A 26,545-nucleotide genomic window follows, 5' to 3' on the forward strand; every position below is an offset into this window, starting at 1 on the left:
AATTGGTTTGCTGTTCTTTATCCTGCCAGCTAAAGCAGTTTTAGGTTTGTTAAATGTTTGTAATCCCTTATTGATTACACTACAAATATAGTGATTTTCAATGAGATAGCCAAATTTTTAGCACAATATTTTTAAACTATTTTTCTGATTATCAATATATTATTCATTTCCCTATTTGTTAAAACATAGGAGGGAATAAGTCTTGATAGGAACTGTTTGGTATAAAAAGTCATACAGAGCATGGGCGTACATGAAATAGTTCCTTTCAAGAAACAGACCTTAACAGGGGGGAGATTGAACCAGTGGGAAGGTCGGCTTTTGCCGAGCAAAATTTTAAAGGAACAGCCCCATTTATAGGAGCTGCTCTAATTGCATCAATCAAACAAATTTAACTGCAATCTTTTAGCTTCTTCCCGTTTTTCTCGAATATTATTCTTTTTTACAGGATTGATTACTCGTACATTATTTTTTTGATTTTGCCAATTTTGCCAAACAATAGACTCTTCTTTTGCAATTCGACGAATTGTCGGCAACCCTGTAACAGCCAATACCTCATTTACTTTCCAACCATCATAAAAGGTATCCGGGCAAAGTGAATCATGCCAAATTACCTCTCCAACACAACCATGTATAAGAAAATTGCAAACAGTCATAAAACAGCAAGTACGGTCCATATCTTCAGCACAAAGATAACTATTTAGATGTTTTGCGTGCCAAGCAAGAAGATTTCTTCCACTTCCACAAGCCGGGTCACTACAAAGTTCTCCAGAATTGTCCTGTGAACCGCAAAGTTCTACCATCAAATCACATATATGTGGCGGAGTAAAAAACTGCCCGTTGCTTCGTTTTCGTGTATTCCCGGCCACACAAGACATATACAACTCCCCCAAAACATCATACCACCCTAAAGCATCGACTTGCACATTCATTATCTGTACCCATTCTGCATACATCTGATAGAACATGACCGTCTCCTCTTTCCCATATTTCCAGTTTTCAAGAGATTTTTCTCCAGGCGAAAATCCATAAATGACGTAAGTCAGAAAATCATCAAAAATAGTGCTTACTTCAGCCTTGCATATAAATGCAAGGCTGGCAATTGAACGTTCAAGACTTCTTATTTCTGTTGGAACACATGTTTTCATATTTCACTCTATTTTAATATGCAGTTTCTCACTGTGACGTCATCAGCAAGATGTAAATCCCTCTCGATACCTAACCCAAACGGGAGTTTGACTTCTTGAAGTTCCGATAAAAGTACATAGCCCCACTCCCATTCGAAAATGTGCATATATCCAAAAAACTTCCAATCCCCATCTAGCAACTGTTCTGCTTCCGTTACAAGCCATGTGCCTGCTCCCATAGGATTAAAATATTTCACAATCACTTTTGCATCCAACATCATACTCTTTTGCGAATAGATAGGATAGTTTGAAAACTTTCTCTCTAGTTCTTTTGTTATCAGTTCCATAATGCAGTTTTTTGTTTTTCCCTATCCGGGTAGTGACTTTTTTTTAAAGTCCTGTTCTAATACGATAATCTGTCTTTTTGTATTGGCTATAAAGCTCCGGAAATAAATAGTGCAAATTTTTTTAAGAAATACTATCCGTTTACGGACTGGAGATTTCTGCAATAAAAATTTCCAATATTTTCAGTTCCGGAAATAGCTTTGCCAATACAAAAAGACAGATTATCGTATTAGAACTACCAATTGCTATATGAGGAACTACCCCAATAGGGTAAAAGATACATCCGCTCTCCCTGGCATATAGCCAGGGGGAAAAAGGGGTAAGCAACAAGGGTATTTGCTGATTATTGAATACTTTACACTTGACAATCAGCAAATGCCCGCCAACCTTAGAGGGTGGGTGGGGAAAAAAAGCGTATGAACAAGAAAACATGTCTTGCAAAACAAGGACAACATTATGAAACAACGGTCGGCTTCGCCGACCACAAATTTTAAAAGGGTGGCGTCTTAGTTCAATCTAATCGCCACCAACAATTATATACGCCTACTGTAGTTTAATAGTCAGTTCAAATTCGGTATTTGTATGATTATCCGCAGTCAGCACCACTTCTTCATCATAATACATTCGTTCTACTGTATTTTTGGCTTCATTATAATCTTCAGCTTCAACCTCAACTTTTTTCTCCAATGTTTCAATTATAGTAAAAGTAAATTTCATATCGTGTCTTTTTATAGCAAGGAGACAAAACTCCCTGCTATATAGTTTATCAATTATATTCAGTCTCTCTCATTCATTGCTTCAATACGTTCTTGCAGTCTGTTATTGCGATTTTTATAAACACTTTTCAATTCAATATCAATATTCGCTACCTCTTCCGCTTCATGCAGATTAAGAAAGGCTCTCAACGGGCTGTTTTCCTGCGCTTTAATTCCACCAATATAAATTTCCTTAAGATGTGAAGCAATGAAGCCTCTCACTATGATGTTCTTTTTTTCTTCTGTCAATTCAAGAAAATCCACATAGTCAGTCCTATATACTTCTTTGCCTAGTTCCAACTTTCCATAAGATTTTACATCCATACTTTTTGCCATAAAAGAATACATCAGGGCAACTTCAACATCCAATATGGTACAACTTGGAATGTCCATTTTTTTAATCAGCTCCTTTTGTCGTTCAACGATTTTTTCACTGCACAGCTCATTATTGCGGGTTATTTTCTTCTGTAGTTTTTCTACTTCGGGATTGTGCTTAATTTCGACACCATCGGAAAAGCCCTCTTCTGTTTCTCCCTGCATATTATCTTCTCCCGTTCCCTCTACAGTTTCGTCAACCTCGGCATAAGCAATTCTTGCACATTTATCCGTAATCTGAATATAGGCTTTTATTTCACCTTTCGATAATCGTTCATCCCTTTCCGACAATTCCGATTGATAATCCGCAAGTTCTTCCTCATACCCACTCTGTGCATCCTCATATTCTTCTTCTGTTTCAAAATCATCCTTATTAGGCATTTCGGGTTCTGCATCAAGATAACTGCTAAGCAAGTTCACTGTTTGAATATCAAAGCCTTTTTCGATTAACTGTTCTATCGCTTCGTGACTAGTTGCCCAAATGCTATCATAACACATCTGCAATTCGGGCTTTTCTTGTTGCAGTTTAATGCTACTTTCTACAATGTAAGCTACCTGCTTTTTTCTCAAACACTCCTTTTTAAGACACTTTCCTGTACAGTCCTCTCCAACAAATAATGAAAATGTTGCAGTATTAAACTGACAACTTTCACATTCCGTTTTATCAAAAGAACAATTCTCCAACCTGGTCGAATACAAATCATTAATACTTTTTTGCAATTTTGATGCACGATAATCGCTCCATAAAGCATACGGTGCACAATTTCGCCCAAAGTGGTTATCAAAAATATCTTGTTGCAGTTCTTTTTCATAATTTGCCAAGACACCTGCCACTCCTAAATTAATATCCTCTGTATCTAACAAATCACGAAAATCAGAAATGAGGTTTAGCAATTGTAACCGTCCCTTAATATATACTTTATTCTTCCCAAATTTAACAGCCAATGAATTAATATCATCTTTTCCTTTTTCAATCAATCTGGCATAAGCCTCTGCTTCTTCTAAGGGGGCAACATCTTTCCTATGTAAATTCTCAACGATAGCAGCATCTTCCGCTTCATCATCTGACATAACTGAAATCATTGCAGGAATTTTTTTCAATCCAGCAATAAGTGCAGCACGATATCTGCGCTCACCAAAAACAATCTCATAACGATTTGTTCCCGTAATAGGGCGAATTTTGATAGGTTGTAAAAGTCCTTGTTGCTTGATACTTTCAGACAATTCATCAAGAGCCGTTTCATCAAACTTTTTACGAGGATTAAAAGTACTCTTGTCAATTAAAGACAAATCTACTAAAGAAACTTCATTAACGGCTTTCTTTGCTTTTTTGGAATTTTTCATAAATAGGTTTGCTGTTCTTTATCCTGCCAGCTAAAGCAGTTTTTAAGTTTATTAAATGCTTGTAATCTCTCATTGATTACATTACAAAGATAATGATTTTCAATGAGATTGCCAAATTTTTAGCACAATATTTTCAATATATTTTCCTGATTATCAACATATTATATTATTATCCCTATGCGTGCCTTTATATCAAAGAGCATTCTTGAATCACATTGCGTTAGGGATAGCAGACGAGTATGAGTGTAAGGAATATGTCTGAGGCGGAAAGCCCGACCGGAACGGGAACGCCCCAATAATAAACAGATATAAGAATCAACAAATATCACTCCTCTAAGAGTTAATATATTGTAATATCCTAAAGGATTTTTTAGAAAATAGAAAAATGTATGTAGATTTGCATCATTAAGAAAATTAACAAGATTTTATTGTTGTTTTTAGAAACAAAACCTATTGATATGAAAAGTAATTTATCACGTCAAATAAAAGCAGAAAGTTCTGTTAGAACTAACCGCAAAAGTATAGCTGGCTGAAGAACTTACTTTCGTATTTCCCTCATACCATCCTTCAAAAGAATATCCGGAGTTTGCTGAAGCATTTACAGTACAATTTTCTCCTTCAAGAACTGTGCCGCCACCTGACACAGAGCCACCTGTATCGGCACTGACTGCAATTGTGTACTCTTTCTTAAAAGACACACTAAATCGCCAATCTTGATTATTTACATTAAAACCATATTGGCTAGCACCACTGAATTGGCTAGAGTTTCCACCAATAGGCCCACCAGTAAAACTTACAAGTTGATAACCTGAATAAGGTACAGCTTCTACCACAGCATCCGCTTTTCCGTCATACAACCCCGCACCGGTAGCGTAACCGCCAGAGAACTCTACACGCCCATTGGTACTGCGCGTTGTTATCATACTATCACCCATAATGGTAATACTCGCCTGACCATCTTTAAATACGGGTTTCTTAATCTCCTGATCGAGCATTTCACTCTCACAGCCCACGGCCAGTAACATGCTAGCCAATAGAGTAAATAAACTAAACTTTCTCATAACTAATTTAAATTTAAATTATTAAACAAATATAGCAAATACAAGATGCAATCACATTGCATTTTAACAGAAAAATCACATTATCTAACTAGCCATCAGAAATGCGAGTAGGCTCCTCTCGTAACATATTATCTTCTGTAGAGGAGACTTTGATTTCAAAACGATAAACCATATCAAAACCGTTTTTATAGTAATAAGTGGTATGTAACTCATCAAAACCTATCTTAGCACCCATTTCACGGAGTTCATCAAAATAATTACTTATAGTACGGACAGAGACGTGAAGCTTCGCAGCCAAGTCAGTATAATGACCGGTGCGTTCCGAACGGATTAATTTGTGAAGCTCCAATATTCTATGCAATTGAACAAGTGTATTCATGGCATTTTCTTTTTAAGTTCACTAAGGAATGTTCTCCAATAAAAATTGTTATCGTCAAGGAACAATTTGGCTTGCTTGTTTCCAGCTGACAGTTTATACTCTTTCAGGCAAGCAAAGTCACTCTGGATAGATGCTGCATGCAACGAAGCATCACTCTTTACCGACTTCTCCAACAGGCGTATGTCACCACCTTTTATTGACCGGTCTACAATCTCAAGATATATATTCAGTAATGAATGGCGTCTGAGAAAATTATAATCCTGGGGCATTGCCGCATACCCGTACCTGGCCATACTAAGCAGGATTATTTTTTCTTTCTCCTTGTTCATTTGCTGTGTTTTTTTCTCATCATGTTCTGTCATTTCCATGTCGCTGAATAATGTTTATTAATAAATAAAGGCTTTACCATGCGCCCATTCTTTCTTACTTCATAATGCAGGTGGTATCCAGTACTTCGTCCGGTACTTCCTACGAAACCAATCACCTTGCCGGCTGGAACATACGTTCCCTTTCTTACATAATATCCGGAAAGATGGGCGTAAATAGTATTGAATCCATACCGGTGACGAATCTCTACGCATTTGCCATAACTGCCACGCTGACCGACAAAGCTGACCGTACCGTCAGCTGTAGCATATACCGTCGTGGCCAGGTCACAAGCGTAATCAATCCCGGAATGGTATTTCTGCTTTCCCGTAAACGGGTCCTGACGTACCCCATAGGGAGAAGATATGCGCCTGGCTCCACGAACCGGCTGCCGTAAAGGCAGATAGTCAAGCATGCCCGCAGACCGGTATAAATCCGCCACTTCCAATATAGGTGACAGGGAGGTGGACCTGACAGCAAGCTCTTCCAAAAGTGATATGGGAACACTACCTAAAATGAATAATGTCAGTAACAGCTTAATCATTTCAATAAAAAACTTGTTTTGGGGGTAATAGACTTTTTTCTTTTGCTCCCGGATTAAGGATTTCAGCGGATATGATAGGCTCATTATCCAGTTTATAGATAAAGTGTCTGCCACCGCCAAGCTCCTGCATTTCTATTATGAGCTTCTTCTTATCAGGAATGGTAAATTTATTCATGGCAGCCGTAAAACTTTTGGTTTCATGCGCGGAAACACGTTCCGGAAGGTCAAAAAAGAACAACGGTGTCTGTTCAATCTGTTGAATAGCTGTTTTCTTCCGGATTTTGGAATCCTGAATATAGAAACGGACAAAATCAGGTACATAATCAATATTACTGTAATTGGTCAGTTTGAATTTGAAAAATAAGATATCCTTATCTATAAAGATATTGGTTATGGCAAATCGGATACCGGCATAATCTTTATAGAACTTGTTGAGAGATTGAAAACGAGAATTAATCTCCTTCCGCAGATTCTCACGCTGCACACTATTCAGCTCTTTGTTATCCAGCAAAGCCACACGTTTGTTCGCAACATTAGCAGCCGGATCAACCACAAAAGAGAGTCGGGACGGTTTCTCCGCAAACTCCAGATTAAAAGTGTAGAACTTCCCGAAGTGAGTAATCACCGTAACATTCGTCTGCTGATCAAAAGCAGCAGATGCACGAACAGCAACAATATTATCCACGCCGGAAGCTTTCACGACCTCTACATCCGTCGTTCCGTAATCGACATAGATTATTTTATCAGGAAATATTAAATGACTCTGTTGGTTATCATTTACCGCTATAACTGGTGGTTGCTTATAATCTTTCCCCACCTGCAAGTAAGTTTCAAGAAGCTCCTGAGCAAACGAAATATTATAACTGTAATATTGGCCATCAGCCGTTACTACACTCATATTCGTTAAACCCTCAAAAGAAGGGACGACAGACTTCAGACGAATTGCACAAGGATAAGCATCTATCTTTTCTCCAGCCACATTCTCATCACCTATTGAAAAATATTTCACCTCATTAGGAAAAATCAGATGGAAGGTCTTATTGGTTGATACAGAAAACGACGATGAATGAATTTCCTGTAATGTTACAGAATTATCAGCAGAAGAAACACCATTGTCGAAAGTCTGGGCATATAAATTTTCTATATGTATACAACACAAAAATATAACCAATAGGGAAAATAATTTTTTTTTCATTTGTTCCTTTCTTTTTTGTCATACGTTAATTGGTAATTTCATAAAGCACATCCACATGGCCTTTCCATGTCTTCCGGTGGTATGCCCAAACAGCGGTTGCCGTTCGATAGCTTTCATCTTTATCTATTTTTTTCATCCGGGCGAAGGTATATCTCATAGTTCGTTTTAATGGTGACCTTGATTTTTCGCACATTTTTCGATAGGGCCTGTTTGCCGGCATTGGCCGCACTGCTGGCAACCACACCGGCAATCTGTGCAGCAGCATCAACACCGGGAATCCCGCTGGTTGGCAAACCGTCTAAAGCACCACCGGTAACATCTTTCGTAGCATCTGCTTTAGGATTACCGGGAACATAAATACCTAAAAGGGCGTCTTTTGAATACACTTGTTTTTCGAATGGGAGAATATTACCATTAACATTAATATGGGTAATCCGTACATTTACACGTTCACCGTCAATACTGGTGACAATACCGAATACTGGTGAGTTCTTGGGTATCTTAACCCCATTATCCGTATATGCAGCCTCTCCCAAACGCATTTTCAGCGTACTACCGGCCATTACTACTTGTTCTGAATGGACGTATGCCTTAATCGCGTTCCTATTCGTCGTGCTGGTAAGGGCAATGGTATGAAATGGAGAGGGCTTTGTTGGGACAGCAGGCTCAGAGAGTTCAGCACTATCCAACTCCTCGACTTCTTCCCTATTCGTATTTTCTTCATTTGAAAGTTGCCGACGCTCACGGACAAAAGTATCGTTTTTCTTTGAAGATATCATATCGCCATTACGTTCCGTCTCTATATCCTGAAGTCCGGAAGAAAGATTTTCTTTATTGGCTCGGATAAGAGCCTGCACACGAGCAACTGCCTCAGGATCGTCAACTTGTTCCACCGATAGGGAAGAAGCATTATTATAGGCCAACTCGGAAGATGAGTTAAGATTGGAAACGCTTTTACGTTTTTCTATAGTTACCAGCATATCCGACAAAGAAACATCACTTACATCTGCACGGAGAGAGACTTCTTGACTCTGCTGCTCTGGCATCGGAACCGGTTCAGTTGAGAAGATAGATAGCAATAACACCCCGGATACCGCAAGACAACCACTGATAATCAATATATTCTTTTTTCTTTTCTCCATTATCTTTTAATTTATTGGATAATATTCCTGGGTATAATTCTTGAAATAAAACCCCGTAGGATTTTCAGGGAAACGGGGTGTAACTCTTATGGCTGTACCCTTTGACAAGATTTGGAACTTCTTCATGCCAATGTTATCCACAATACTGAGAATTGATGTAAAGACAACCTCATACATGCTGCCGTTATCAATACTTCTGATGTTCTCCATTTGGTTAAATTCGCATTGATAAACCACCCCCTTATTGATTGCATCCGAATATGCCTGATCATATTTGTACTTACCATATATGGCATTAAGTTCCGCTTGATTTACCAAAAAGGCCGCACGTGACTGGTTGTTTTTGATATTATTCACGTTAAAGCTATTGACGTAATAACTCACTGAATAACAATGAGCAGCAAGCAAAGTCTTGTATAATTGATCAAGCTCCATCGTTTCGGTAGGGAGAAACTGCCCGCCAGTACTGACTACCAATATCTGCTCTGATGCATGCTTTGTTATCGAATAGGCATAGAATAGCACAGACACAATAACGACTGTAGCGGACACGAAGAATAATTTCAGATATAATGCTTGCTTGCGTTTGGCCGATACATAAGCACAGAACTTCTCAATCAAGAGTTTTTTATTTATATTTTCCATTTTAATAGACTAATCTTCTGAGATATGTTATTAATATACTTATCATAATGGCAAGGATTGCAAGTACCAGTTTTACCTTCCACGTTGCCCGTTTAGAATTAAAGGAGGTGAATATAGCCGATAATACTAAGAGCAAGTTACCATTATTCATTTTATCTTTCATGTTTAAAATAATTGAGATGATTTTGTACGAACGACTACGAACATTTTTATTTTGACCCAAACCCCTACACATATCACCATACAAACAGCAATGTCACCGGTAGCTTCGATTCCTTTTATCCCTTCCATAAAGAAATTAGCCACTTCATTGGAAAACTTCTCAGCCAAAAGAAACATTGGAATAAGCATATAGCAAATCAGCATATTTTTCAACCATGTATAGAAATAACTACGGGTATTTTCATGGATAACAAGCATTATAGCTACGGGAGCAATCAATTCCAGCATAAGCAACCACATATACCGACCAAGAATAAAGAAAGTATAAGTGTATTTATAGATAAAGACACCTATTGACATAAGGGTGGCGGTTAAGGTAGTTCCCAAAAGTTCAAAAAAACCCTGCCCGACAAATATTTCCATATGCTGTCCCTGAGCAGCCTGTGTAGCCAAGACCTGTTTGTGGACCAAATCTCTCATACTTTGGAAGGCTTTATCCGAAAGATCACCGCCAAAACCATTAATCAGGTTAGTCTGAAGTTCACCAAAAACATTTTCAACCAGATTAAATATCGTACCGGCAGAAGTGGAAATCACACATACAATTATATAAATCCTAATATGTCCCCAATAGCTACCCAAATCAAACGTATTGTTATTATTTGTAATGTTTTTCTGATACTCATCGAACAGTTTCATGAAAACTAAAAACAAGACTATCGCAATCATCACAGTTTTAAAAGAATCATATACGATATATTCTTGAGTACGTTCGTATGCTATCTCTATGGACTTGATATTTCCTATATTTTCTTCCATTGTCATCTAAATAATTGGTAATCCATTATGTCTTTGGTATTAATGGAAGTGGATATAATCATATCGGTTGTGTGCAGGTTCTGAAGCAATTGGGTTTGCTCCGCTTTTATGCTCATCAACGTATTCAAACGCTCCGAATCATTCATTTTAAATCTGGTCGTCAGTGTTGAAGTAAGCAAATCAATAAGTGAATTGTTATTCACAAGCACAGACGAAACGGAACTCTCCACATTCCTATAAAGTGAAACATCTAAGCCATCCGCACGTTTTAACAGTTCTGTACATCTGTCAACAATATATATCTGACGCTCCAATAAGGATTTTGCATAAGCAACATCCCGTACCGCCGCCGATACATCCGTCACAAATTTCAGTGTTTTCGTCAATATAGAGGACTGCTCCTGCAAATTAAGAAGCTGTTTACCCCAGGTAGCCGCATTAGTAATTTGATTTCCGACGTTCGTGCTCAATGCAGCACCATCAGTCACAGGTATCTGTGCGCATATCTCCTGCACGCTGTACAAGAATACAACTGATAGGGAAAAGAATATCTTTTTCATAATCATAACTGGTTATTTAGACTGTTCTATATATTGTTCTATGGCTTTTTGCATATTATGCCCGTTATTTCCATAAATCCGATCCAGTTCCGAGCGGATTTCTCCTTGTGTCTGGAAAGCAAGATACTTAGGCTGGGATGCTTCCAACCGGACAGTAAGTGCATAGTTCTCTCCGAAGCGAATCCAACACTCAGAATAGGGATGTAAGGATGTATAATTGTTCTGAATGGATTTCAACTGATTGATTTGAGCGGATGACTTTATTTTAAATGTATCTATGACAGAATCGTAAACAACTTCAGTACCTTCCAAAACATAGAGCAACTGGGTATTGGCAACAATACCTTTAGTGTATTCATTATCCGGAAGTTGAACCGGGGACTGTATAATAGTCATTACTGCACCATTTTCTTTACGAATCTTCTGATAGAAAAAGGCTACCGTCTGATGAATATCCACATCCAAAGAGGAAGCAGACTTCATTTGAGCCGTTTCCGCATATTCATCAAAAACAATCAGGCCTTTCTTGGAAGGATCAGACAATATCTTATTGTTGATAGTGTCAAACAGTAGCCCCATGACAACGGATGCGACAAAAGGACTGGCCTTGACTTTAGTGAGTTCAAAATGAATAAAACGCTTGTCACTAAAACTGGAAGCCACCCCTTCCGCAGAGCACAAATTTTCATAAGTTCCACCAGGCATAAAATCACTGCAAACATGAGTAAATGAGTCAATATCAAAATACTCCGGTTTCAAATTTAACTCCGGGCATAAGTTTTCGTATTGGGCGGTGACAAAGGTGTAGAAACCCTGAAAACTGTAGCCGGAATGTATCTGTCTATAATAGGCATTTATCAGTTTACGCAACGATACGGTAAGGTTGGCATCAGCAGCAGGACGAGACCAAAAGCGTAAACATAAAGTTATCAGCATGTCCTCTTTTTCCGTTGTTAATGGTTGCCCCTCAAGATCAAAGGGATTAATGCCGAGCGGTTGACTGGGTTCGTATTCAATATGAACTGCTATATCCGGATAAAGGTAACATAATTGTTTGAAGGAGTTACCGAATTCCACGGCAACGACTGTAAATCCCTGGTCAAGCAACTGATGGACTATATTGTTCGTAAAGAAGGATTTTCCGCTACCGGTGGGAGCAATTACAACGGCATTTCTTGCTTTGATACGACGGTTCTTAGCATCCCAAATATCCTTGCGTAAAGGAATCTGAGTTAACCGGTCATTAAAGAAAATACCTTCAGGATCATTCTTAAACCCCGAATAATGCACAAAACAAGATACGGCAAAAGACAATGATGTTGTAAACATGTACGGAATCCCAAGTGAAGAAGCACAAGCTATAATTCCACCCGCATACACATCTGCCAGATTTCCATAACCCGGTATATAATAATTTATATTACGAATATCAAAAGCAGATCGGAGATCCTTATCGGCCATATCCAGCCGGTCGGTATCTTCATCCCACAGCATGACAGAAAAATGGGCATAACAAAGAATGTCCTTGTTCCTATTTATCTCATCTGCAAGTCCTTTTAATGCCTCTATTTTTCCAGGAAGATTTACTCTGTCAAACCCTCTGTTTCTGATATGATCATCCAAATTCTTTCTTAGCCTTTCTTTCAGCAGTTTATCAGAGTAAAAATACAGTATTTGGTTATACACATGGTTATGTTGAAGATGAATTCCACCAAACACCTCTGCCGGAGACATGTACAGTTCTGACCTATCAAGGCTGACCGTATTATCCTTATCATATACCGGATAAACACCGGCAGAGAAAAACTCCGCATCCGTTAATGCATACATGTGAGCTGTGTACTTACCGGCAGTAATCTCTTTCCCGAAATGAATATCCTTGACGCCTTCGGTCTCATAAAAATTGACAGTAGAAAAAACATATCCTCTTAAAGCATCTACAGAGAAGCTTGATATTTCCAAATGTAAGGAAGCAAGGTTATTCAATGCAAATTGTACAGCAGAAAGAAAATCATCCAAACGTTCGGCATCAGCTTCCGTCAGAGCTTCTTTATAAGAAAAGCAGTTCTCCTCATAGGCTTTTGAGAGAGAAGAAAGACCAGAAAGGGTAAAGGCAAGCACACATGTATGCTGCATATATTCCCTTCCAGAAAAGTGTTCAGCATCGCTCTTTGACAGATAAGACGTTCCTACGCAAGAAGAATGGTACTGCATACGGCGATAGACATCCTGTTTATGCACATAGGAATTATGCGGCATATGGGAAAAAGCCTGCATATAAACGGCATGAAACCGTTCTATCTCGTCTTTATAAAGTGAATATACTTCAGGAAAAGAAAGACGGACAGCATAAGTCAGGCTTCCATTATTACCAATAAACAAACAGACATATTAAAGATGAAAATAAAATCCAAATAAGTACAAGTAAATAGGCTTTATATCAGACATTTATAAAGAAATCGTTTCTTTCAGTTGTTTTCGCTATTTTCTGTTAATTAGTTCTTTTTGGGTACATTTTTGTTCCTTGTTTGTTTCTTGATTTCGGTTTTAATTCGTACATTTGCATACGAAAAAGAACGAATGAAAGAATACGATTATGCCACGAATAAAGAAGCCTAAAAAAGTAAAAGAGCCCATCCGTCTTCGGATGAAGGATTTGTCCGATGGCAGCAAAAGTCTGTATCTGGATATATACCGCAATGGCAAGCGGACATATGAGTACCTGAAGCTGTATCTTATCCCGGGAACGGACAACAATACCCGTCGGCAGAATGAAATAACAATGGCCGCTGCGAATGCCATCAAGTCGAAACGCATTATCGAACTGACCAGCGGCGAAGCCGGTATCGTGAACCATACAGATAAGGTTTATCTGCTGGACTGGATGCAAACCTATTTGGAGTACCAAGAGAAACGCGACAAGAAAGGCATCGGTCAAATCAAGGCCGTTACCCATATCCTGAAAGAATATGCAGGGGAAAGGTTTTTGTTGGATCGGGTTGACCTCGCTTTTTGCCAAGGCTATATCGACTACATGCTGACGACCTTCCGCCCTAAAGGAAAGCCGATAGCAGCATCTACACGCAATACCTATTATCAGATATTCAACGGTGCCCTGAACGCTGCCGTCCGGGCTAAACGGTTGTTGAGAAATCCGTTTAATGAAATGGAAAAATCGGAGAAGCCCAAAATGCCGGAGAGCGTGCGGTCCTATATGACCATCGAAGAGGTACGGGCGTTGATTGCCACTCCGGTACAGGATGGGAGGGTTAAAAACGCCTATCTGTTTTCCTGCTTCTGCGGACTGCGTATCAGCGATATTGTCGGCCTGAAATGGAAGAATGTCTTTGTCGATAACGGCCAATACCGTCTGGCGGTGGCTATGCAGAAGACCAAAGAACCGATTTACCTGCCACTCTCCAACGAGGCGTTGAAGTGGATGCCGGAGCGTGAGGACAAGGCGGCGGATGACCATGTGTTCAGCTTGCCTTCAAACATCAACCAGTATCTCAAGCCGTGGGCCGAAGCGGCCGGAATCACCAAGCGTTTTACTTTTCACACGGCCCGGCACACATTCGCGACCATGATGCTGACGCTCGGTGCGGATCTCTATACCGTATCGAAGCTGCTTGGTCATACCTCCGTGAGAATGACACAGGTGTACGCCAAAATCATCAACCAGAAAAAAGACGAAGCAGTCAATTTGGTCAACGGGCTATTCGACTGATGTAGTTATACATGTCAAATTCAATTTACAGGTAAATATTTCCGGCTTTTCTCCGACTTTTCAAATAGTCGAAGTAATGCCACTATTATAATAAGTATAAACCCATAAAAACAATTCGACATGAAAGGACAAAACAACAGGTCCTCTCTTTTTTTGAAGGGAGACCACATCTGCACCACTTCGCTACGGAACAGGATGTAGCGGAAGAATTTTACGAATTGCTCTCCGAAGCGAGGGAGCTTTATCTTCAAGACGTCATGGCAGGCGGCAAACGGTATGGCCGCTATGTGGATGACTTTATAAACAGTCACCGGTACATCGACTGCAACAGTGCGGTTTGCAGGAATTGCCATGAAATGAACATCCATATCATCAGAGGGCTGTTGATCGATTGCACAAGTCTCGTCAAAAGCCTCTTTACCGCAGAAACATTTTCTTTCGAGGAGTGCATGGCCTTGAAACGAAAGTACGACATTGCCGGAGTATGGTTCGGCTCTTCACGTATAGAAGATTCCAGAAACGATCCACCTCTCTCCTTCGGTTGTAATTTTTCCCGTGAACAGATGACAGGTATTGTGGCTTGCGCCAACGCTTATCATCTGTTTTGCGTTTCCACACTCCGCATCGAGGACATGGAAGCGCTTTTTGCCTGCAAGAAGGGCTTCTGCATACGTGTGAACAATATCCGCCATGTGGCGGTCCTGTTCGACGCGTTGCTCGAAAACACCTTCATCCTGCCTCACTGGCAGTCGGTTCTCGACAAGGGGCGGTTCCTGTTGTCCAAAGACGGCACAAGATACGTTACCGCTTCAAGCCTCTCGTCCGCCCTGTCTGCGGCGAGGAACAACATTACATCGGCAAACCTCGGCATACGAAAAGCCGTCAGCCGACTGAAAATATAACACGAAGTGCCAAAAAGCCAAGTATGTGAAAGATAAAACAGTGACAATTGCCGTGATACGTGCATAGTATCACGCCGGTATTTCCGGCTGTCCGGTTCACATCACATAACTTTGACCTCCGTTAGCGCGCTGCATAACGGAGGTAACTCTCCATTGTCTAATTTTAACATGTATTTTATGCAAAACAGAACAACATTCATGGAGCGGTTGAGCGAACGGCTGACCGCCATAGAAGCGGTTCTCAAGAAGTTGGAACCGGTGGAAGGTCTGTTGGAGCGTGTGGCTTTGCTGGAAAATACCATTTACACGACCAAGAAGGTCTTCACTTTTCAAGAGGCGTGCATGTATATCGGCGTGTCCGAAAGTATGTTGTACAAACTCACATCGAACAAGGAAATCCCGCACTACAAGCCTCGCGGCAAGATGCTCTACTTTGCGAAGGAAGAGCTGGACGCGTGGCTCTTGCAAAACTACGAACCTACGGTGGACGATGCCATGCGTATGGCGACGGAAGTGTCCGCAACCCAACCGTTCTTTAACCAGAAGCGCTATGGAAAACGAAAAAAGAACTGACCGTAACTCGTGGGCGGAGCTGGACGAGAACCGCCTGTCGGATATCCTCACGGCATCGCAAATAAAGGCCACGGACACCTACGAGACTCCGCCCCAGATTATATGGATTGACAACTCCACCATAGCGACGCTCGGTAATTTCAGCGCTTCGACGGGTAAGGCGAAGGCGAAAAAGACGTTCAACGTCTCGGCCATCGTCGCCGCGTCGCTGGCGGGCCGGCAGGTCTTGAACTATCGGGCGCACCTGCCCGAAGGCAAACGCAGGATTCTGTACGTGGACACTGAACAGAGCCGTTTCCATTGCCACAACGTGTTGGAACGCATTCTCCGCCTGGCGGGGCTGCCCACCACGACGGACAACGAGAATCTCGATTTCATTTGCCTGCGGGAATACACTCCTGCCGTCCGTATCGGGGTTATCGACTATGCCCTGCGTCAGAACAAGGGGTATGGGCTGGTCATCATAGACGGCATCCGCGACCTGATGCTCGACATCAACAGCACCAGCGAATCGGTGGAGGTCATCAACAAGATGATGGAGTGGTCGTCGAAATACGACCTGCACATCCATTGTGTGCTACACCTGAACAAGGGCGACAACAATGTGCGCGGGCATATCGGTACGGAAATGAGCAATAAGGCGGAAACGGTGCTGGTCATCACCAAAAGTGCGGAGAATCCCGTTATCAGTGAAGTTCATGCGCTGCATATCCGCGAGAAGGAGTTCAAACCGTTCGCCTTTTCCGTTGATGACGAAGGGTTGCCGGTCATGGTGGATAACTATTCGTTTGACGGCAGTGTAAGACCGAAAGCCCGGAGCAGCTTCATGGATTTGTCCATCGAACAGCACCGGGAGGCACTTTCCGCCGCTTTCGGGGACAGGCCCATCAAAGGTTTCGAGAACGTGCTGCAGGCCCTCATGGCTTCCTATGAGGCTATCGGGTTCAAACGGGGACGCAGCGTCATGATAAAACTGCTGCAATACCTGACGGAAAACCTGAAGCTGATCGTCAAACGGGACAAGCTCTTTTATTACGATGTGACCCCGACCGAAGCCCTGCTTTTCGACGAAGAATGCGAGGAAGCGGAAGGTGAAAAATAATTTAGTTTACTTTGGTCCGGGTATATATAGGAGAAAAACCAAAGTAAACTGTTTTTTGAAAACAAGTGAAAAGAAAATGACATGACCATAGCGGAAGCAAAACAACTGCGTATCGTGGACTATCTCGCCAGTCTCGGCTACCATCCCCAGAGTGTGATATCAAAACAATACTGGTATCTGTCACCGCTGCGCGATGAACGCACTCCGTCGTTCAAGGTCAACGACCGGCTCAACGAATGGTATGACTTTGGCGCAGCGACGGGCGGCGACCTTGTGGAACTGGGCAAATACCTGTACCGGACGAACAGCGTGAGCGAAGTGCTTGCCTGTATCGGGAGACATGAAAATGCTGCCCCGATACAAAGAGTGCGGATTCCGGGGACAACACCCCGTCCCGTCGAAGCTGACATGAAGGACGTGCTCGTCGTGCCGTTGCAGCACCATGCGCTACTCTCGTACCTTCATTCCCGTGGAATCGACGGGGACATCGGCCGCATGTTCTGCCGGGAGGTCCATTATGAATTACGTAAACGGCGCTACTTCGCTCTTGCCTTCGGCAACGCGGCGGGCGGGTACGAGGTGCGCAATCCTTATTATAAGGGCTGTATCCGGTGTAAGGACATCTCTGTCATCAGGCAATCTCATGGTGAAACACAGAACCGTGTTTGCGTGTTCGAGGGCTTCATGGATTTTCTCTCTTACCTGACGCTGAAACAGGCGGGTGATGATACGGTCTGCATCGACGCACCTTGTGATTACCTCGTGATGAACTCGGTGAACAACCTGAAAAAAGCATTGGAACACTTGCAGGTGTACGAGGAAATCCACTGTTATCTCGACAATGATCTCGCAGGGCAGAAAACGGAAGAGACCATCGCCGGCATGTATGGCGGGCGTGTACGCAACGAAGCACCCCGTTATCGCGAATACAAGGACCTGAACGATTACCTACGCGGAAAGAAACGGTAAGGCATCATCGTTACCCTTTCCCTTGAAAGCTCTCCTCCCGGAGGGCTTTTTTTATGCCCGATTTTTCTGCTTCGATACCTCAAAGTATGAAATTAAAGTTCAATTTTAGTGTTTCAAACTTATTTCTATGTAATAAAATACTGTTTGATATAAAGAGTTTTTGTTACATCAAATATAATATTTTTCTTTGCAACCGTACTTTCAAAGTTCAATTAAAGTTTAATTTCATACTTAAAAACAGATGGGTTCATACTTTATATTCGCCCTTGTACTGACGGTGCTGTACATCGTCTATTTCGCGGTCAATATCATCCGTGACCTGTATGGAAAGAAGGGAACGGAGAAGACTGACGAGGAAGTTTTCGACCTCGGTCCGATGGATTCCACGGAAGAGAGTGTCGAGGTTTCGGAGAACGAGACCGGGTTCAAAATCGGAAATGAAACATACGGCACGGAGACTGTACCTGCCGCTTCGCCTGCCGCCCAAAACGGCGACACCGGGAAAAAAGATGGAACAGCCAAGGATCGGCTCGAACGGCTGAAAGCCAAGGCAGAGGCACAGATGGAAAAGGTCGCACCCTACCTGTCCGACGGCTTTACCGACGAAGAGATGTATAAGGCAATGATTTCCAAAGGACGCTTGGACAACCGTCCCAGCCTGAAATGGAGACCGGTCAAAGATAAGCTGTAAGATGTCGAAAACGAAGAAGATACTATGTGCGCTTTGTTCCATCATCCCCTGTTCGGCTCTGGCGAAAAGTGGCAGCGTGAATTACAGTTGGGGGGCGGATGCGCTGGCGACGATGCACGACTACGTGGTAACGATGATGTTCTACGTCCAAGCTCTCTGTTGTGCCATCGCCGGGATTTGTGTGATTGTGTCCGGATTCCAGATTTACGTAAAGATGAACACGGGCGAGGACGGTATTACCAAGTCCGTCGTAACGCTTGTGGGCGCGTGCCTGTTCCTGATCGGTGCCTTCCTTGTCTTTCCTGCCTTTTTCGGCTATCGCATATAGAAACGGGATGCAGGAATGAGGTGCCGCCATAACGATTCGAAAGAACTGCAATACTTACCCTAAAATAAATAATCATGTTTCAAAAAACAAAAAGACAAATGAAAAGAATGTTTTCTGCTAAAAAGGTACAGATGCTCACACTGATGTTGCTGTGTGGCACGACGGCCGTCATGGCCCAAAACTCCGCAGGCGATTACTCCGCCGGTACGACCGCACTGGCGACCGTGACGGAGGAAATCGCCAAGTACGTCCCCGTCATGGTCAAACTGTGTTACGCCATTGCCGGTGTAGTGGCTATCGTAGGCGCTATCTCGGTGTACATCGCCATGAACAACGAGGAACAGGACGTGAAGAAAAAGATTATGATGATCGTTGGCGCATGTATTTTCTTAATCGCTGCCGCACAAGCACTTCCGATGTTCTTCGGTATCGGCGCATAACCCTCCCGCACGATGAAAGGCAAGGACGAACGCTATCCCGACTACCCGCTGTTCAAGGGCCTGCAACGGCCTTTGGAGTTCATGGGTATTCAGGGACGCTACATCTACTGGGCGGCGGGCGTTGCCGGCGGAGCCATCGTCGGATTTATCATCGCCTACTGCCTCGTGGGTTTCGTGGCCGGACTGGTCGTGCTGGTTGCGGTCGTCTCGACGGGTATTGCGCTTATCATGCTCAAACAGCGGAAAGGGCTGCATACCAAGAAAGACGGTCGCGGAGTGTATATCTACGCCCACTCGAAGAAACTGTGAGAAGAAAAGAAAAACCATCACGGGCAACGTGTGGTCTTGTTGAATGTTGAACGCGGGCCGGCCGCCTGAAATCCGGGTGGACCGGCCTTTTTTATTGTATTTTGAAATGACCTTGTACATCATTCTACTTTTTATCGCCTTGTGTGCCGGCATGGCCCTGTCGGTCTATGCGTTCGGTACCGGAGGCAAGCGTAAGCGTATCTTTCAGGACATCTATTTTTCTGTGGAAGATACGAACGGCGTGGGCGTGCTGTACACCAAGACGGGCGAATATTCAGCCATCCTGAAAATAGAGAATCCCGTGCAGAAATACTGTGCGAACATCGACAGCTACTACGAGTTCACGCACCTTTTCACCGCCCTCGCGCAGACGCTCGGCGAAGGATATGCCCTGCACAAACAGGACATCTTCATCCGGAAACAGTTCGAGAACGAGACGGGGGACAAACACGAGTTCCTCTCATCGGCCTACTTCCGTTACTTCAAGGGGCGTAACTATACGGACAGCGTGTGTTACCTGACCATCACGCAGGAGGCGAAGAAGAGCCGCCTGTTCTCGTTCGACAACAAGAAGTGGCGCGACTTTCTGGTCAAGATACGCAAAGTGCATGACCAGCTGCACGATGCCGGGGTACAGGCCAGGTTCCTGAACAAAGCCGAAGCGAGCGAATACGTGGACCGCTATTTCGCCATGAACTTCAAGGAGCGGATCGTGTCGATGACCAACTTCAAGGCGGACGACGAAACGGTCTCGATGGGCGACAAACGCTGCAAGGTATATAGCCTTGTCGATGTGGACTGTGCCGCACTGCCCTCACTGATACGGCCTTACACCAATATAGAGGTCAATAACACGGATATGCCCGTGGACCTGCTGGCTGCCATCGACAACATTCCGAATGCGGAGACGGTCGTCTATAACCAGATTGTCTTCCTGCCCAACCAGAAAAGGGAACTGGCCCTGCTGGACAAAAAGAAGAACCGGCACGCCAGTATTCCCAATCCGAGCAACCAGATGGCCGTGGAGGACATCAAGCGGGTGCAGGAGGTCATCGCGCGGGAAAGCAAGCAGCTCGTGTACACCCATTTCAACCTGATCGTCGCCGTACCGGCCGATACGGACCTGCAAAAATGCACGAACCACTTGGAGAATGCTTTCGGACGTATGGGTATCCATATTTCCAAAAGGGCGTACAACCAACTGGAACTGTTCGTGAACTCGTTTCCGGGTAACTGTTACGGCATGAACGAGGACTATGACCGCTTCCTGACGCTGGGTGACGCGGCGATGTGTCTGATGTATAAGGAGCACATACAGCACAGCGAGGAGACACCGCTGAAAATCTACTACACAGACCGCCAAGGCGTGCCGGTGGCTATCGACATCACGGGAAAGGAGGGGAAAAACAAGCTGACGGACAACTCGAACTTTTTCTGTCTCGGTCCTTCGGGCAGCGGCAAGAGCTTCCACATGAACTCTGTCGTGCGCCAGTTGTACGAGCAAGGAACGGACGTGGTGATGGTCGATACGGGTAACAGCTACGAGGGACTTTGCGAATACCTCGGCGGCAAGTACATTTCCTATACCGAGGAAAGACCGATTACGATGAACCCATTCCGCATCAATCGGGCGGAAATGAATGTGGAGAAGACGGGCTTCCTGAAAAACCTCGTGCTGCTCATCTGGAAAGGCTCGCAGGGTACGGTCACAAAGACAGAGGACCGCCTGATAGAACAGGTCATCACGGAGTATTACGACACTTATTTCAATGGGTTCGACGGCTTCACACCCCTGCAACGGGAGGATTTGCGTAAGGGGCTGCTCATCGACGACCGTAACCATGCCGAGAAGCAGGACGAGGACGAAGGAGAGCGGACCGGGCGTATCGAGCGCATGATCGACGAGATGGAACGCCGCCGTAAGGAGTTGAAAGTGGAAGAGCTGTCGTTCAACTCGTTCTATGAATTTTCCGTGCAGCGCATCCCCGACATCTGTGCCGAAAACCATATTTCGGGCATCGACATATCGACGTACCGTTACATGATGAAGGACTTCTATCGGGGCGGCAATCATGAAAAGACGCTGAACGAGAACATGGACAGTTCATTGTTCGATGAGACGTTCATCGTCTTCGAAATTGACAGTATAAAGGATGATCCTCTCCTGTTCCCTCTTGTCACACTGATTATCATGGATGTATTCTTACAGAAGATGCGTATCAAGAAGAACCGCAAAGTCCTGGTCATAGAGGAAGCGTGGAAGGCCATTGCCAGCCCGCTCATGGCCGAATACATCAAGTTTATGTACAAGACGGCCCGTAAGTTCTGGGCCTCGGTCGGCGTGGTGACGCAGGAGATACAGGACATCATCGGCAGCCCTATCGTCAAGGAAGCCATCATCAACAACTCCGACGTGGTGATGCTGCTTGACCAGAGCAAGTTCCGCGAGCGGTTCGATGAAATCAAGGCTATTCTCGGACTTACCGACGTGGACTGCAAAAAGATATTCACCATCAACCGGCTGGAAAACAAGGAAGGGCGCAGCTTCTTCCGAGAGGTGTTCATCCGCCGGGGGACGACCAGCGGCGTGTACGGCGTGGAAGAACCAAGAGAGTGTTACATGACCTACACCACCGAGCGGGCGGAGAAAGAAGCCCTGAAACTCTACAAGCGGGAATTGCGGTGCAGCCATCAGGAAGCTATCGAGGCGTACTGTCGGGATTGGAACGCCAGCGGTATCGGAAAATCCCTGCCGTTCGCCCAAAAGGTCAACGAGGCCGGGCGGATATTGAACCTTCATGTAAAACAATAACAATCAAATCATCAATTACAGAAAATGGAAAAGATAGACATCAGCCAAAGTGTGAAGACACTTGAGTTCGGGAGCAAATATGAAGCCCGTATCCAACGGATATTCCGTGAGTTCGACATCAAAACCATCCGGGATTTGTGCCAATGGCCCGGAAAGGACTTGGTAAGGGTACGCGACATGGGAAGAAAAAGCATCGAGGAAATAGAGGATGTTCTGGAAAGGTACAATCTCCGGTTGGGAATGCCCGGTAAGGAACTGGACGAATACGCCGGTATCGGAAATTCCGTGCAGGACGAGGAAGAAGAGGCGAAGTGGGAACAACGCAGGTACGAGATAGCCAAGGAGGTATTCATACACCACCGTCTGGTGGCAAATTCCGCCGTATATGAGGCCGACGAACTGATACGTGCACTAAGAGGCATGACGCGCCGTTGACGGGGGCTGTTTTTAACCGGGGAGGAATCCATGATGAAACGGCTGTCACTTATCCTTATGCTCCTGTCGCTCGTTGTCGTACAGCACATCCACGCGCAGTATTACAGCGTGAACTACGATGCGCGTACCGTGGCGGCAATGGCTACCGCTTTCGGTACGGAAGCCGTGGCGGAAAGCTATTACCGGGAGCAGGTCGATGACATACTCAAGCACTACAATGCGGCGGAAGTGGCCACGGCGGGGATTTTTGCCTCCAAGTTCTTGGAGCATAAAGCCTTTTCCGACCTCGGTATCTGGAACAGCAGTACGGAGAACTACTACTACCGCCGCATTTACCGCATGGTCTCGGAGAAGATCATACCCAAGATATGGGTGGTGGCGAAACTGATGCTCCGCTCACCGCAAACGGCTATCTACTGGGGCAGCTACCTGATGAAAATCTGCGACGAAACGAAAAGCCTGTGTATGCAGTTCGAGAGTGTAGTGACGAACAGCACGTTGGGCTTTTCGGACATCGTGTTTCTGGAAATCAACCGGAACATCGCCCCTCTGTTGAAACTCTCGGAGATAGGCGACATCGACTGGCAGCACATGCTGGACGACATCGCCAGCGTGCCGGGCAATTTCACCAAGGAGAACCTGCAACACGACATCGACAACCTCTACAACATGGGTGTCGGTCTCGCCTCGGCAGGTATCGGGAACATTGGTGACGCCCTGTTGCAAACCAGTTCGTTCCATGAGCTGATGGGCGGCAGGGTCAGCAAGGTCATCGACCTGTATGACCATTACGGTGCGCTCTTCGAGCAGGCGGAGCATGACCTCGGCGGCCTGCTGATTGACATGGTGGGCGGTGAGGACAACGTGGCGGGACTGTTCGATTTCAGCAACTACGACCTTACCTCCTGGATGACGGACTATCTGGACGAGACGGCGGGAAACTACTACACGCAACGGTGGTATATCGCCCGGCGTGAGCAAGGGAGTATCGCCTTGTGCGACTACTACCCGCCGACGGACGATAACAGCATACTGAACGGCGGCGAATGGACGCGTTTCGAGACAACCGATCCCGACTTTTATCCCAATGCCTCGCAACGGGAGCAGGCGCTCGCCAATTCGGAACGGTACGCCGGTTGGTCGAGAAGCCGGGTACAGCAGCTCAACAACCAGAATGACGGCTATACCTATAGTATCAACTACTGGCAGAACGGCTATATCATCAGCCGGGGCGGCAAACAGACGAAGAAGGCATACGCCTACGAAATCCATGTGAAGAAAAGCTGGAACCGGGAAGAGGTCGTCTATGAAGAGGTGTTCGATTCCTACTCGATGGACCTGAACACGTTCAAAGCCGGGCTTAACGCCCGACTCTCGGAGTTCAACGACAACGAGGAAGGTTATACCTATTATATAGCTTCTGACGCGCGGAACTATTATCAGGCGACGGACGCCGCGAAATTGCAAGGCTGCGAGAGCGTGACCATCAGTGTAACCTGTTCGGACGGGGCTACGCTCGGTCAGGGCACGACGCAGTACAAGTGCCGAACGTGCGGCAAATCCCTGAACGCCCATTCAAAGGAGTGTGCCATGCAGACCACGGTTACGGAGAACGAACTGGACTTGTCCGAGCTGGACGCCATGCTGCAGGAGGCAGAGAATCAGGTAGCCGCCATCCAGTCGCAAATCAACGCGTTGGAGAGCGAGAATGCCGACCTGCTGAAAAAAATCGCCGAGGCAAGCGTGGAAGATGCGGCGGTGTACCGGCAGCAGTACAACGCGAACAAGACACAGATAGACCGCCTGAAAAGCGAGCTGTCCGAATGGCAGAAGAAACAACGGGAATACACCGACGCGAAAACCGAGGCGGCGGGCGATAACGATGTGGCAACAGACGACTATTACCGCATACCGGCCATCATGCAGGACTGCAAGACGGCTTACAGCCTGTCGTGGCAGGACGGCGGGGCGTGGAACGGCTACACCTATGTCCGTAAGGCGACCATGCCGAACATCAACGGGGTCATCACGTTCAAGGCGACGGTCTCGATAGCCCGCAAACCGAAATATTTCCTCGGTATCAAGATACACCGTGCCATCGTGCAGATCAGTTGGGAACTGACCACGGAATACACCGACACGTATGTGGCCGACGTGCTGACGCTCGACCCTAACCTGTCGGACGCGGAGAAAACGAAACTGGTGAACGACCGTATTGCGGAGATTGCACGAGAGCATCCTTCGTGCAAGATCACGACGGAATATGCCCGTACCCCACCATTGGAAGAGACTCCGACCGGGGAGGTGTACCATCTGCTGTGGTCAAGCGACCGGCTCGAAATCGCACGGGAAGTGGATTCCCGGATTACGATGATATATGCCGACCTCGTGTCACTGGAGAAGATGATGCACTACAAACGGAGCATCATCGACGTGCTGAAGGACGTGCTGCCCGAATTGGATATGGACGAGGGACGCAGGCTGACGCTCGTGGAGGAATGCCACGAACGCTGGGTGGAGAATGCGCGGAACCTGCGGAGCGGAAACGGCAGGAACGGCAAAGGCAGCGGAAAGGAGGTGCGGCCATGAAACGTGCCCTGCTGATGGCAGTCGTGCTGCTGGCTCTCCTGCCCGGCATTGCCAAGGCGCAATGGACGTTCGACATCGTGTCGGTAGAAGCCTACATCAACGACCACAAGAAGCAACGCAGCCTGCTGCTGGCCCGCAGTACGCTGGAATACAGCAACAAGCTGCTGCACGAGTACAGCCGCAAAGAGGTCGGCGAGTACAAGGAACTGAATGTGGACTTGGACCGCTACACCCGTGCCTTCGACGTCATCGACGTGATGTACCAGTCCTTGCGGACGGTGCTGAACGTGAAAAGCACCTATACGGCGGTCAGCGACCGTATCGGCGATTACAAGAGACTGCTGGAGGACTTCAACGATAGAATCGTGAAACGGGGGCGCATCGACCCCGGCGATGCCGTGATACTGGCCATCAACGAAAAGGCAATACGGGACATCGCCGATGACGGGAAACAGCTTTACAAATCGGTCAGTGACCTCGTGCTGTATGCCACAGGGGCGGCAGAATGTTCGACCTCCGACCTGCTGATGGTGCTGGAAGCGGTGAACACGTCGCTGGACGACATCGAGCGGCACCTGAACCGGGCGTATATCGAGACGTGGCGGTACATACAGGTGCGCATCGGTTACTGGAAAGCGAAGATTTACCGTCCCAAGGTCAAGGAGATTATCGACGGGGCTTTCGGACGATGGCGCAAAGCGGGACGGCTGGATTATTAACGAACGATAAAAGGGAAAGAAGGCAAACTATCTACAGGTTAGAGTTTGACTTCCATGCCATCGACATCGGGAAATAAAAACAGAGAAAGAATTTTTAGTACAAACAAGCCTATTGGGATTATACCAAGGGATA

General features: G+C 45.1%; 27 protein-coding genes and 1 pseudogene. 13 read left to right on the top strand and 15 right to left on the bottom strand.

All coding sequences use genetic code 11. The annotated features are described in order from the left end of the window. Nucleotides 1-374: 374 nt before the first annotated feature. From H8S52_RS01405 to H8S52_RS20135, 15 genes and pseudogenes are all read right to left on the bottom strand, one after another. Entirely contained in the window at nucleotides 375-1,145 is a 771-nt protein-coding gene (locus tag H8S52_RS01405) for an N-6 DNA methylase (protein ID WP_186909227.1), read from the bottom strand. An 8-nt stretch (nucleotides 1,146-1,153) separates the two neighbouring features. Then, nucleotides 1,154-1,471 (bottom strand): DUF2958 domain-containing protein, encoded by a 318-nt coding sequence (locus tag H8S52_RS01410; protein ID WP_117742269.1) that lies wholly within the window; start codon nucleotides 1,469-1,471, stop codon nucleotides 1,154-1,156. A gap of 541 nt (nucleotides 1,472-2,012) precedes the next feature. Next, the gene (locus tag H8S52_RS01415) at nucleotides 2,013-2,186 is read right to left on the bottom strand and encodes a DpnD/PcfM family protein (RefSeq protein ID WP_117742268.1); all 174 of its coding nucleotides are present in this window, start codon (nucleotides 2,184-2,186) and stop codon (nucleotides 2,013-2,015) included. Between the two features lie 59 nt (nucleotides 2,187-2,245). Then, nucleotides 2,246-3,943 carry a ParB/RepB/Spo0J family partition protein gene (locus H8S52_RS01420; protein WP_186909228.1) on the bottom strand — a complete coding sequence of 566 codons (1,698 nt, stop codon included), beginning with the start codon at nucleotides 3,941-3,943 and terminating at the stop codon, nucleotides 2,246-2,248. Between the two features lie 473 nt (nucleotides 3,944-4,416). Continuing rightward, nucleotides 4,417-5,004: a hypothetical protein gene (locus H8S52_RS01425; protein WP_117742266.1), complete on the bottom strand. Its 588-nt coding sequence runs from the start codon at nucleotides 5,002-5,004 to the stop codon at nucleotides 4,417-4,419. A gap of 88 nt (nucleotides 5,005-5,092) precedes the next feature. Further along, nucleotides 5,093-5,383, bottom strand: coding sequence for an HTH domain-containing protein (locus H8S52_RS01430; RefSeq protein WP_186909229.1), 291 nt, complete (start codon nucleotides 5,381-5,383; stop codon nucleotides 5,093-5,095). Further along, nucleotides 5,380-5,712 (bottom strand): hypothetical protein, encoded by a 333-nt coding sequence (locus H8S52_RS01435; protein WP_147331250.1) that lies wholly within the window; start codon nucleotides 5,710-5,712, stop codon nucleotides 5,380-5,382. Before H8S52_RS01435 ends, H8S52_RS01430 begins: the two co-directional genes overlap by 4 nt. A 29-nt stretch (nucleotides 5,713-5,741) precedes the next feature. After that, a complete protein-coding gene (locus H8S52_RS01440) occupies nucleotides 5,742-6,293 on the bottom strand; it encodes a M23 family metallopeptidase (RefSeq protein WP_117742263.1) in 552 nt (183 codons plus the stop codon). 1 nt (nucleotide 6,294) lies between these two features. Next, on the bottom strand, nucleotides 6,295-7,488 hold the full coding sequence (traN, locus tag H8S52_RS01445; RefSeq protein WP_186909230.1) for a conjugative transposon protein TraN: 1,194 nt from the start codon (nucleotides 7,486-7,488) through the stop codon (nucleotides 6,295-6,297). Between the two features lie 18 nt (nucleotides 7,489-7,506). Beyond that, nucleotides 7,507-7,605: pseudogene (locus H8S52_RS19875) on the bottom strand (methyltransferase); the annotation flags it as partial. A gap of 2 nt (nucleotides 7,606-7,607) precedes the next feature. Continuing rightward, nucleotides 7,608-8,630, bottom strand: coding sequence for a conjugative transposon protein TraM (locus tag H8S52_RS01450; protein WP_186909231.1), 1,023 nt, complete (start codon nucleotides 8,628-8,630; stop codon nucleotides 7,608-7,610). A 6-nt stretch (nucleotides 8,631-8,636) separates the two neighbouring features. After that, a complete protein-coding gene (locus tag H8S52_RS01455; RefSeq protein WP_117742260.1) occupies nucleotides 8,637-9,275 on the bottom strand; it encodes a hypothetical protein in 639 nt (212 codons plus the stop codon). Nucleotides 9,276-9,440: 165 nt separating this feature from the next. Beyond that, the gene (locus H8S52_RS01460; protein WP_117742259.1) at nucleotides 9,441-10,262 is read right to left on the bottom strand and encodes a type IV secretion system protein; all 822 of its coding nucleotides are present in this window, start codon (nucleotides 10,260-10,262) and stop codon (nucleotides 9,441-9,443) included. Continuing rightward, nucleotides 10,259-10,816 carry a hypothetical protein gene (locus H8S52_RS01465; RefSeq protein WP_147331249.1) on the bottom strand — a complete coding sequence of 186 codons (558 nt, stop codon included), beginning with the start codon at nucleotides 10,814-10,816 and terminating at the stop codon, nucleotides 10,259-10,261. Before H8S52_RS01465 ends, H8S52_RS01460 begins: the two co-directional genes overlap by 4 nt. Before the next feature lie 12 nt (nucleotides 10,817-10,828). Beyond that, nucleotides 10,829-12,937, bottom strand: a complete 2,109-nt coding sequence (locus H8S52_RS20135; protein ID WP_186909232.1) for a conjugal transfer protein — start codon at nucleotides 12,935-12,937, stop codon at nucleotides 10,829-10,831. Nucleotides 12,938-13,412: 475 nt separating this feature from the next. Between H8S52_RS20135 and H8S52_RS01475 the strand changes: the two genes are divergently transcribed. The 13 genes from H8S52_RS01475 to H8S52_RS01535 all read left to right on the top strand — a co-directional run bounded on the left by H8S52_RS01475 (nucleotide 13,413) and on the right by H8S52_RS01535 (nucleotide 26,412). Beyond that, complete coding sequence (locus H8S52_RS01475) at nucleotides 13,413-14,543, top strand: site-specific integrase (protein WP_007569236.1); 1,131 nt, start codon at nucleotides 13,413-13,415, stop codon at nucleotides 14,541-14,543. Between the two features lie 257 nt (nucleotides 14,544-14,800). Then, nucleotides 14,801-15,445, top strand: coding sequence for a hypothetical protein (locus H8S52_RS01480; protein WP_044301893.1), 645 nt, complete (start codon nucleotides 14,801-14,803; stop codon nucleotides 15,443-15,445). A 198-nt stretch (nucleotides 15,446-15,643) separates the two neighbouring features. Next, nucleotides 15,644-16,018 (top strand): helix-turn-helix domain-containing protein, encoded by a 375-nt coding sequence (locus H8S52_RS01485; RefSeq protein WP_004294465.1) that lies wholly within the window; start codon nucleotides 15,644-15,646, stop codon nucleotides 16,016-16,018. Further along, the gene (locus H8S52_RS01490) at nucleotides 15,996-17,120 is read left to right on the top strand and encodes an AAA family ATPase (protein ID WP_007569240.1); all 1,125 of its coding nucleotides are present in this window, start codon (nucleotides 15,996-15,998) and stop codon (nucleotides 17,118-17,120) included. The genes H8S52_RS01485 and H8S52_RS01490 overlap by 23 nt, the downstream gene beginning before the upstream one ends. A gap of 81 nt (nucleotides 17,121-17,201) precedes the next feature. Further along, complete coding sequence (locus H8S52_RS01495; protein WP_007569241.1) at nucleotides 17,202-18,089, top strand: toprim domain-containing protein; 888 nt, start codon at nucleotides 17,202-17,204, stop codon at nucleotides 18,087-18,089. Between the two features lie 241 nt (nucleotides 18,090-18,330). Beyond that, nucleotides 18,331-18,780: a hypothetical protein gene (locus H8S52_RS01500; protein ID WP_007569247.1), complete on the top strand. Its 450-nt coding sequence runs from the start codon at nucleotides 18,331-18,333 to the stop codon at nucleotides 18,778-18,780. Between the two features lies 1 nt (nucleotide 18,781). Then, nucleotides 18,782-19,108: a DUF4134 domain-containing protein gene (locus H8S52_RS01505; protein WP_004289321.1), complete on the top strand. Its 327-nt coding sequence runs from the start codon at nucleotides 18,782-18,784 to the stop codon at nucleotides 19,106-19,108. A 74-nt stretch (nucleotides 19,109-19,182) separates the two neighbouring features. Continuing rightward, nucleotides 19,183-19,548: a DUF4134 domain-containing protein gene (locus tag H8S52_RS01510; RefSeq protein ID WP_007569248.1), complete on the top strand. Its 366-nt coding sequence runs from the start codon at nucleotides 19,183-19,185 to the stop codon at nucleotides 19,546-19,548. A gap of 12 nt (nucleotides 19,549-19,560) precedes the next feature. Continuing rightward, entirely contained in the window at nucleotides 19,561-19,857 is a 297-nt protein-coding gene (locus H8S52_RS01515) for a DUF4133 domain-containing protein (RefSeq protein WP_007569249.1), read from the top strand. 106 nt (nucleotides 19,858-19,963) lie between these two features. Then, entirely contained in the window at nucleotides 19,964-22,669 is a 2,706-nt protein-coding gene (locus tag H8S52_RS01520; RefSeq protein WP_080783882.1) for a helicase HerA domain-containing protein, read from the top strand. A 24-nt stretch (nucleotides 22,670-22,693) separates the two neighbouring features. Beyond that, nucleotides 22,694-23,104: a DNA-directed RNA polymerase subunit alpha C-terminal domain-containing protein gene (locus H8S52_RS01525; RefSeq protein WP_007569251.1), complete on the top strand. Its 411-nt coding sequence runs from the start codon at nucleotides 22,694-22,696 to the stop codon at nucleotides 23,102-23,104. Nucleotides 23,105-23,137: 33 nt separating this feature from the next. Further along, on the top strand, nucleotides 23,138-25,693 hold the full coding sequence (locus tag H8S52_RS01530) for a hypothetical protein (protein ID WP_032587840.1): 2,556 nt from the start codon (nucleotides 23,138-23,140) through the stop codon (nucleotides 25,691-25,693). Next, nucleotides 25,690-26,412 (top strand): hypothetical protein, encoded by a 723-nt coding sequence (locus H8S52_RS01535; protein WP_007569256.1) that lies wholly within the window; start codon nucleotides 25,690-25,692, stop codon nucleotides 26,410-26,412. The genes H8S52_RS01530 and H8S52_RS01535 overlap by 4 nt, the downstream gene beginning before the upstream one ends. The last annotated feature ends 133 nt before the right edge of the window (nucleotides 26,413-26,545 follow it).

The organism is Bacteroides sp. NSJ-48, assembly GCF_014287405.1.
Taxonomy (GTDB): Bacteria; Bacteroidota; Bacteroidia; order Bacteroidales; family Bacteroidaceae; genus Bacteroides; species Bacteroides stercoris.

What these genes read in the sequence shown, in the direction of transcription:
- H8S52_RS01430 (WP_186909229.1), bottom strand. Translation starts at nt 5,383, where the DNA reads ATGAATACACTTGTTCAATTGCATAGAATATTGGAGCTTCACAAATTA.
- H8S52_RS01500 (WP_007569247.1), top strand. Translation starts at nt 18,331, where the DNA reads ATGGGTTCATACTTTATATTCGCCCTTGTACTGACGGTGCTGTACATC.
- H8S52_RS01455 (WP_117742260.1), bottom strand. Translation starts at nt 9,275, where the DNA reads ATGGAAAATATAAATAAAAAACTCTTGATTGAGAAGTTCTGTGCTTAT.
- H8S52_RS01490 (WP_007569240.1), top strand. Translation starts at nt 15,996, where the DNA reads ATGGAAAACGAAAAAAGAACTGACCGTAACTCGTGGGCGGAGCTGGAC.
- H8S52_RS01405 (WP_186909227.1), bottom strand. Translation starts at nt 1,145, where the DNA reads ATGAAAACATGTGTTCCAACAGAAATAAGAAGTCTTGAACGTTCAATT.
- H8S52_RS01510 (WP_007569248.1), top strand. Translation starts at nt 19,183, where the DNA reads ATGTTTCAAAAAACAAAAAGACAAATGAAAAGAATGTTTTCTGCTAAA.
- H8S52_RS01450 (WP_186909231.1), bottom strand. Translation starts at nt 8,630, where the DNA reads ATGGAGAAAAGAAAAAAGAATATATTGATTATCAGTGGTTGTCTTGCG.
- H8S52_RS01440 (WP_117742263.1), bottom strand. Translation starts at nt 6,293, where the DNA reads ATGATTAAGCTGTTACTGACATTATTCATTTTAGGTAGTGTTCCCATA.
- H8S52_RS01475 (WP_007569236.1), top strand. Translation starts at nt 13,413, where the DNA reads ATGCCACGAATAAAGAAGCCTAAAAAAGTAAAAGAGCCCATCCGTCTT.
- H8S52_RS01415 (WP_117742268.1), bottom strand. Translation starts at nt 2,186, where the DNA reads ATGAAATTTACTTTTACTATAATTGAAACATTGGAGAAAAAAGTTGAG.
- H8S52_RS01485 (WP_004294465.1), top strand. Translation starts at nt 15,644, where the DNA reads ATGGAGCGGTTGAGCGAACGGCTGACCGCCATAGAAGCGGTTCTCAAG.
- traN (WP_186909230.1), bottom strand. Translation starts at nt 7,488, where the DNA reads ATGAAAAAAAAATTATTTTCCCTATTGGTTATATTTTTGTGTTGTATA.
- H8S52_RS01460 (WP_117742259.1), bottom strand. Translation starts at nt 10,262, where the DNA reads ATGACAATGGAAGAAAATATAGGAAATATCAAGTCCATAGAGATAGCA.
- H8S52_RS01425 (WP_117742266.1), bottom strand. Translation starts at nt 5,004, where the DNA reads ATGAGAAAGTTTAGTTTATTTACTCTATTGGCTAGCATGTTACTGGCC.
- H8S52_RS01535 (WP_007569256.1), top strand. Translation starts at nt 25,690, where the DNA reads ATGAAACGTGCCCTGCTGATGGCAGTCGTGCTGCTGGCTCTCCTGCCC.
- H8S52_RS01480 (WP_044301893.1), top strand. Translation starts at nt 14,801, where the DNA reads ATGGCAGGCGGCAAACGGTATGGCCGCTATGTGGATGACTTTATAAAC.
- H8S52_RS01520 (WP_080783882.1), top strand. Translation starts at nt 19,964, where the DNA reads ATGACCTTGTACATCATTCTACTTTTTATCGCCTTGTGTGCCGGCATG.
- H8S52_RS01495 (WP_007569241.1), top strand. Translation starts at nt 17,202, where the DNA reads ATGACCATAGCGGAAGCAAAACAACTGCGTATCGTGGACTATCTCGCC.
- H8S52_RS01525 (WP_007569251.1), top strand. Translation starts at nt 22,694, where the DNA reads ATGGAAAAGATAGACATCAGCCAAAGTGTGAAGACACTTGAGTTCGGG.
- H8S52_RS01420 (WP_186909228.1), bottom strand. Translation starts at nt 3,943, where the DNA reads ATGAAAAATTCCAAAAAAGCAAAGAAAGCCGTTAATGAAGTTTCTTTA.
- H8S52_RS01515 (WP_007569249.1), top strand. Translation starts at nt 19,561, where the DNA reads ATGAAAGGCAAGGACGAACGCTATCCCGACTACCCGCTGTTCAAGGGC.
- H8S52_RS01465 (WP_147331249.1), bottom strand. Translation starts at nt 10,816, where the DNA reads ATGAAAAAGATATTCTTTTCCCTATCAGTTGTATTCTTGTACAGCGTG.
- H8S52_RS01505 (WP_004289321.1), top strand. Translation starts at nt 18,782, where the DNA reads ATGTCGAAAACGAAGAAGATACTATGTGCGCTTTGTTCCATCATCCCC.
- H8S52_RS01435 (WP_147331250.1), bottom strand. Translation starts at nt 5,712, where the DNA reads ATGAACAAGGAGAAAGAAAAAATAATCCTGCTTAGTATGGCCAGGTAC.
- H8S52_RS01410 (WP_117742269.1), bottom strand. Translation starts at nt 1,471, where the DNA reads ATGGAACTGATAACAAAAGAACTAGAGAGAAAGTTTTCAAACTATCCT.
- H8S52_RS01530 (WP_032587840.1), top strand. Translation starts at nt 23,138, where the DNA reads ATGAAACGGCTGTCACTTATCCTTATGCTCCTGTCGCTCGTTGTCGTA.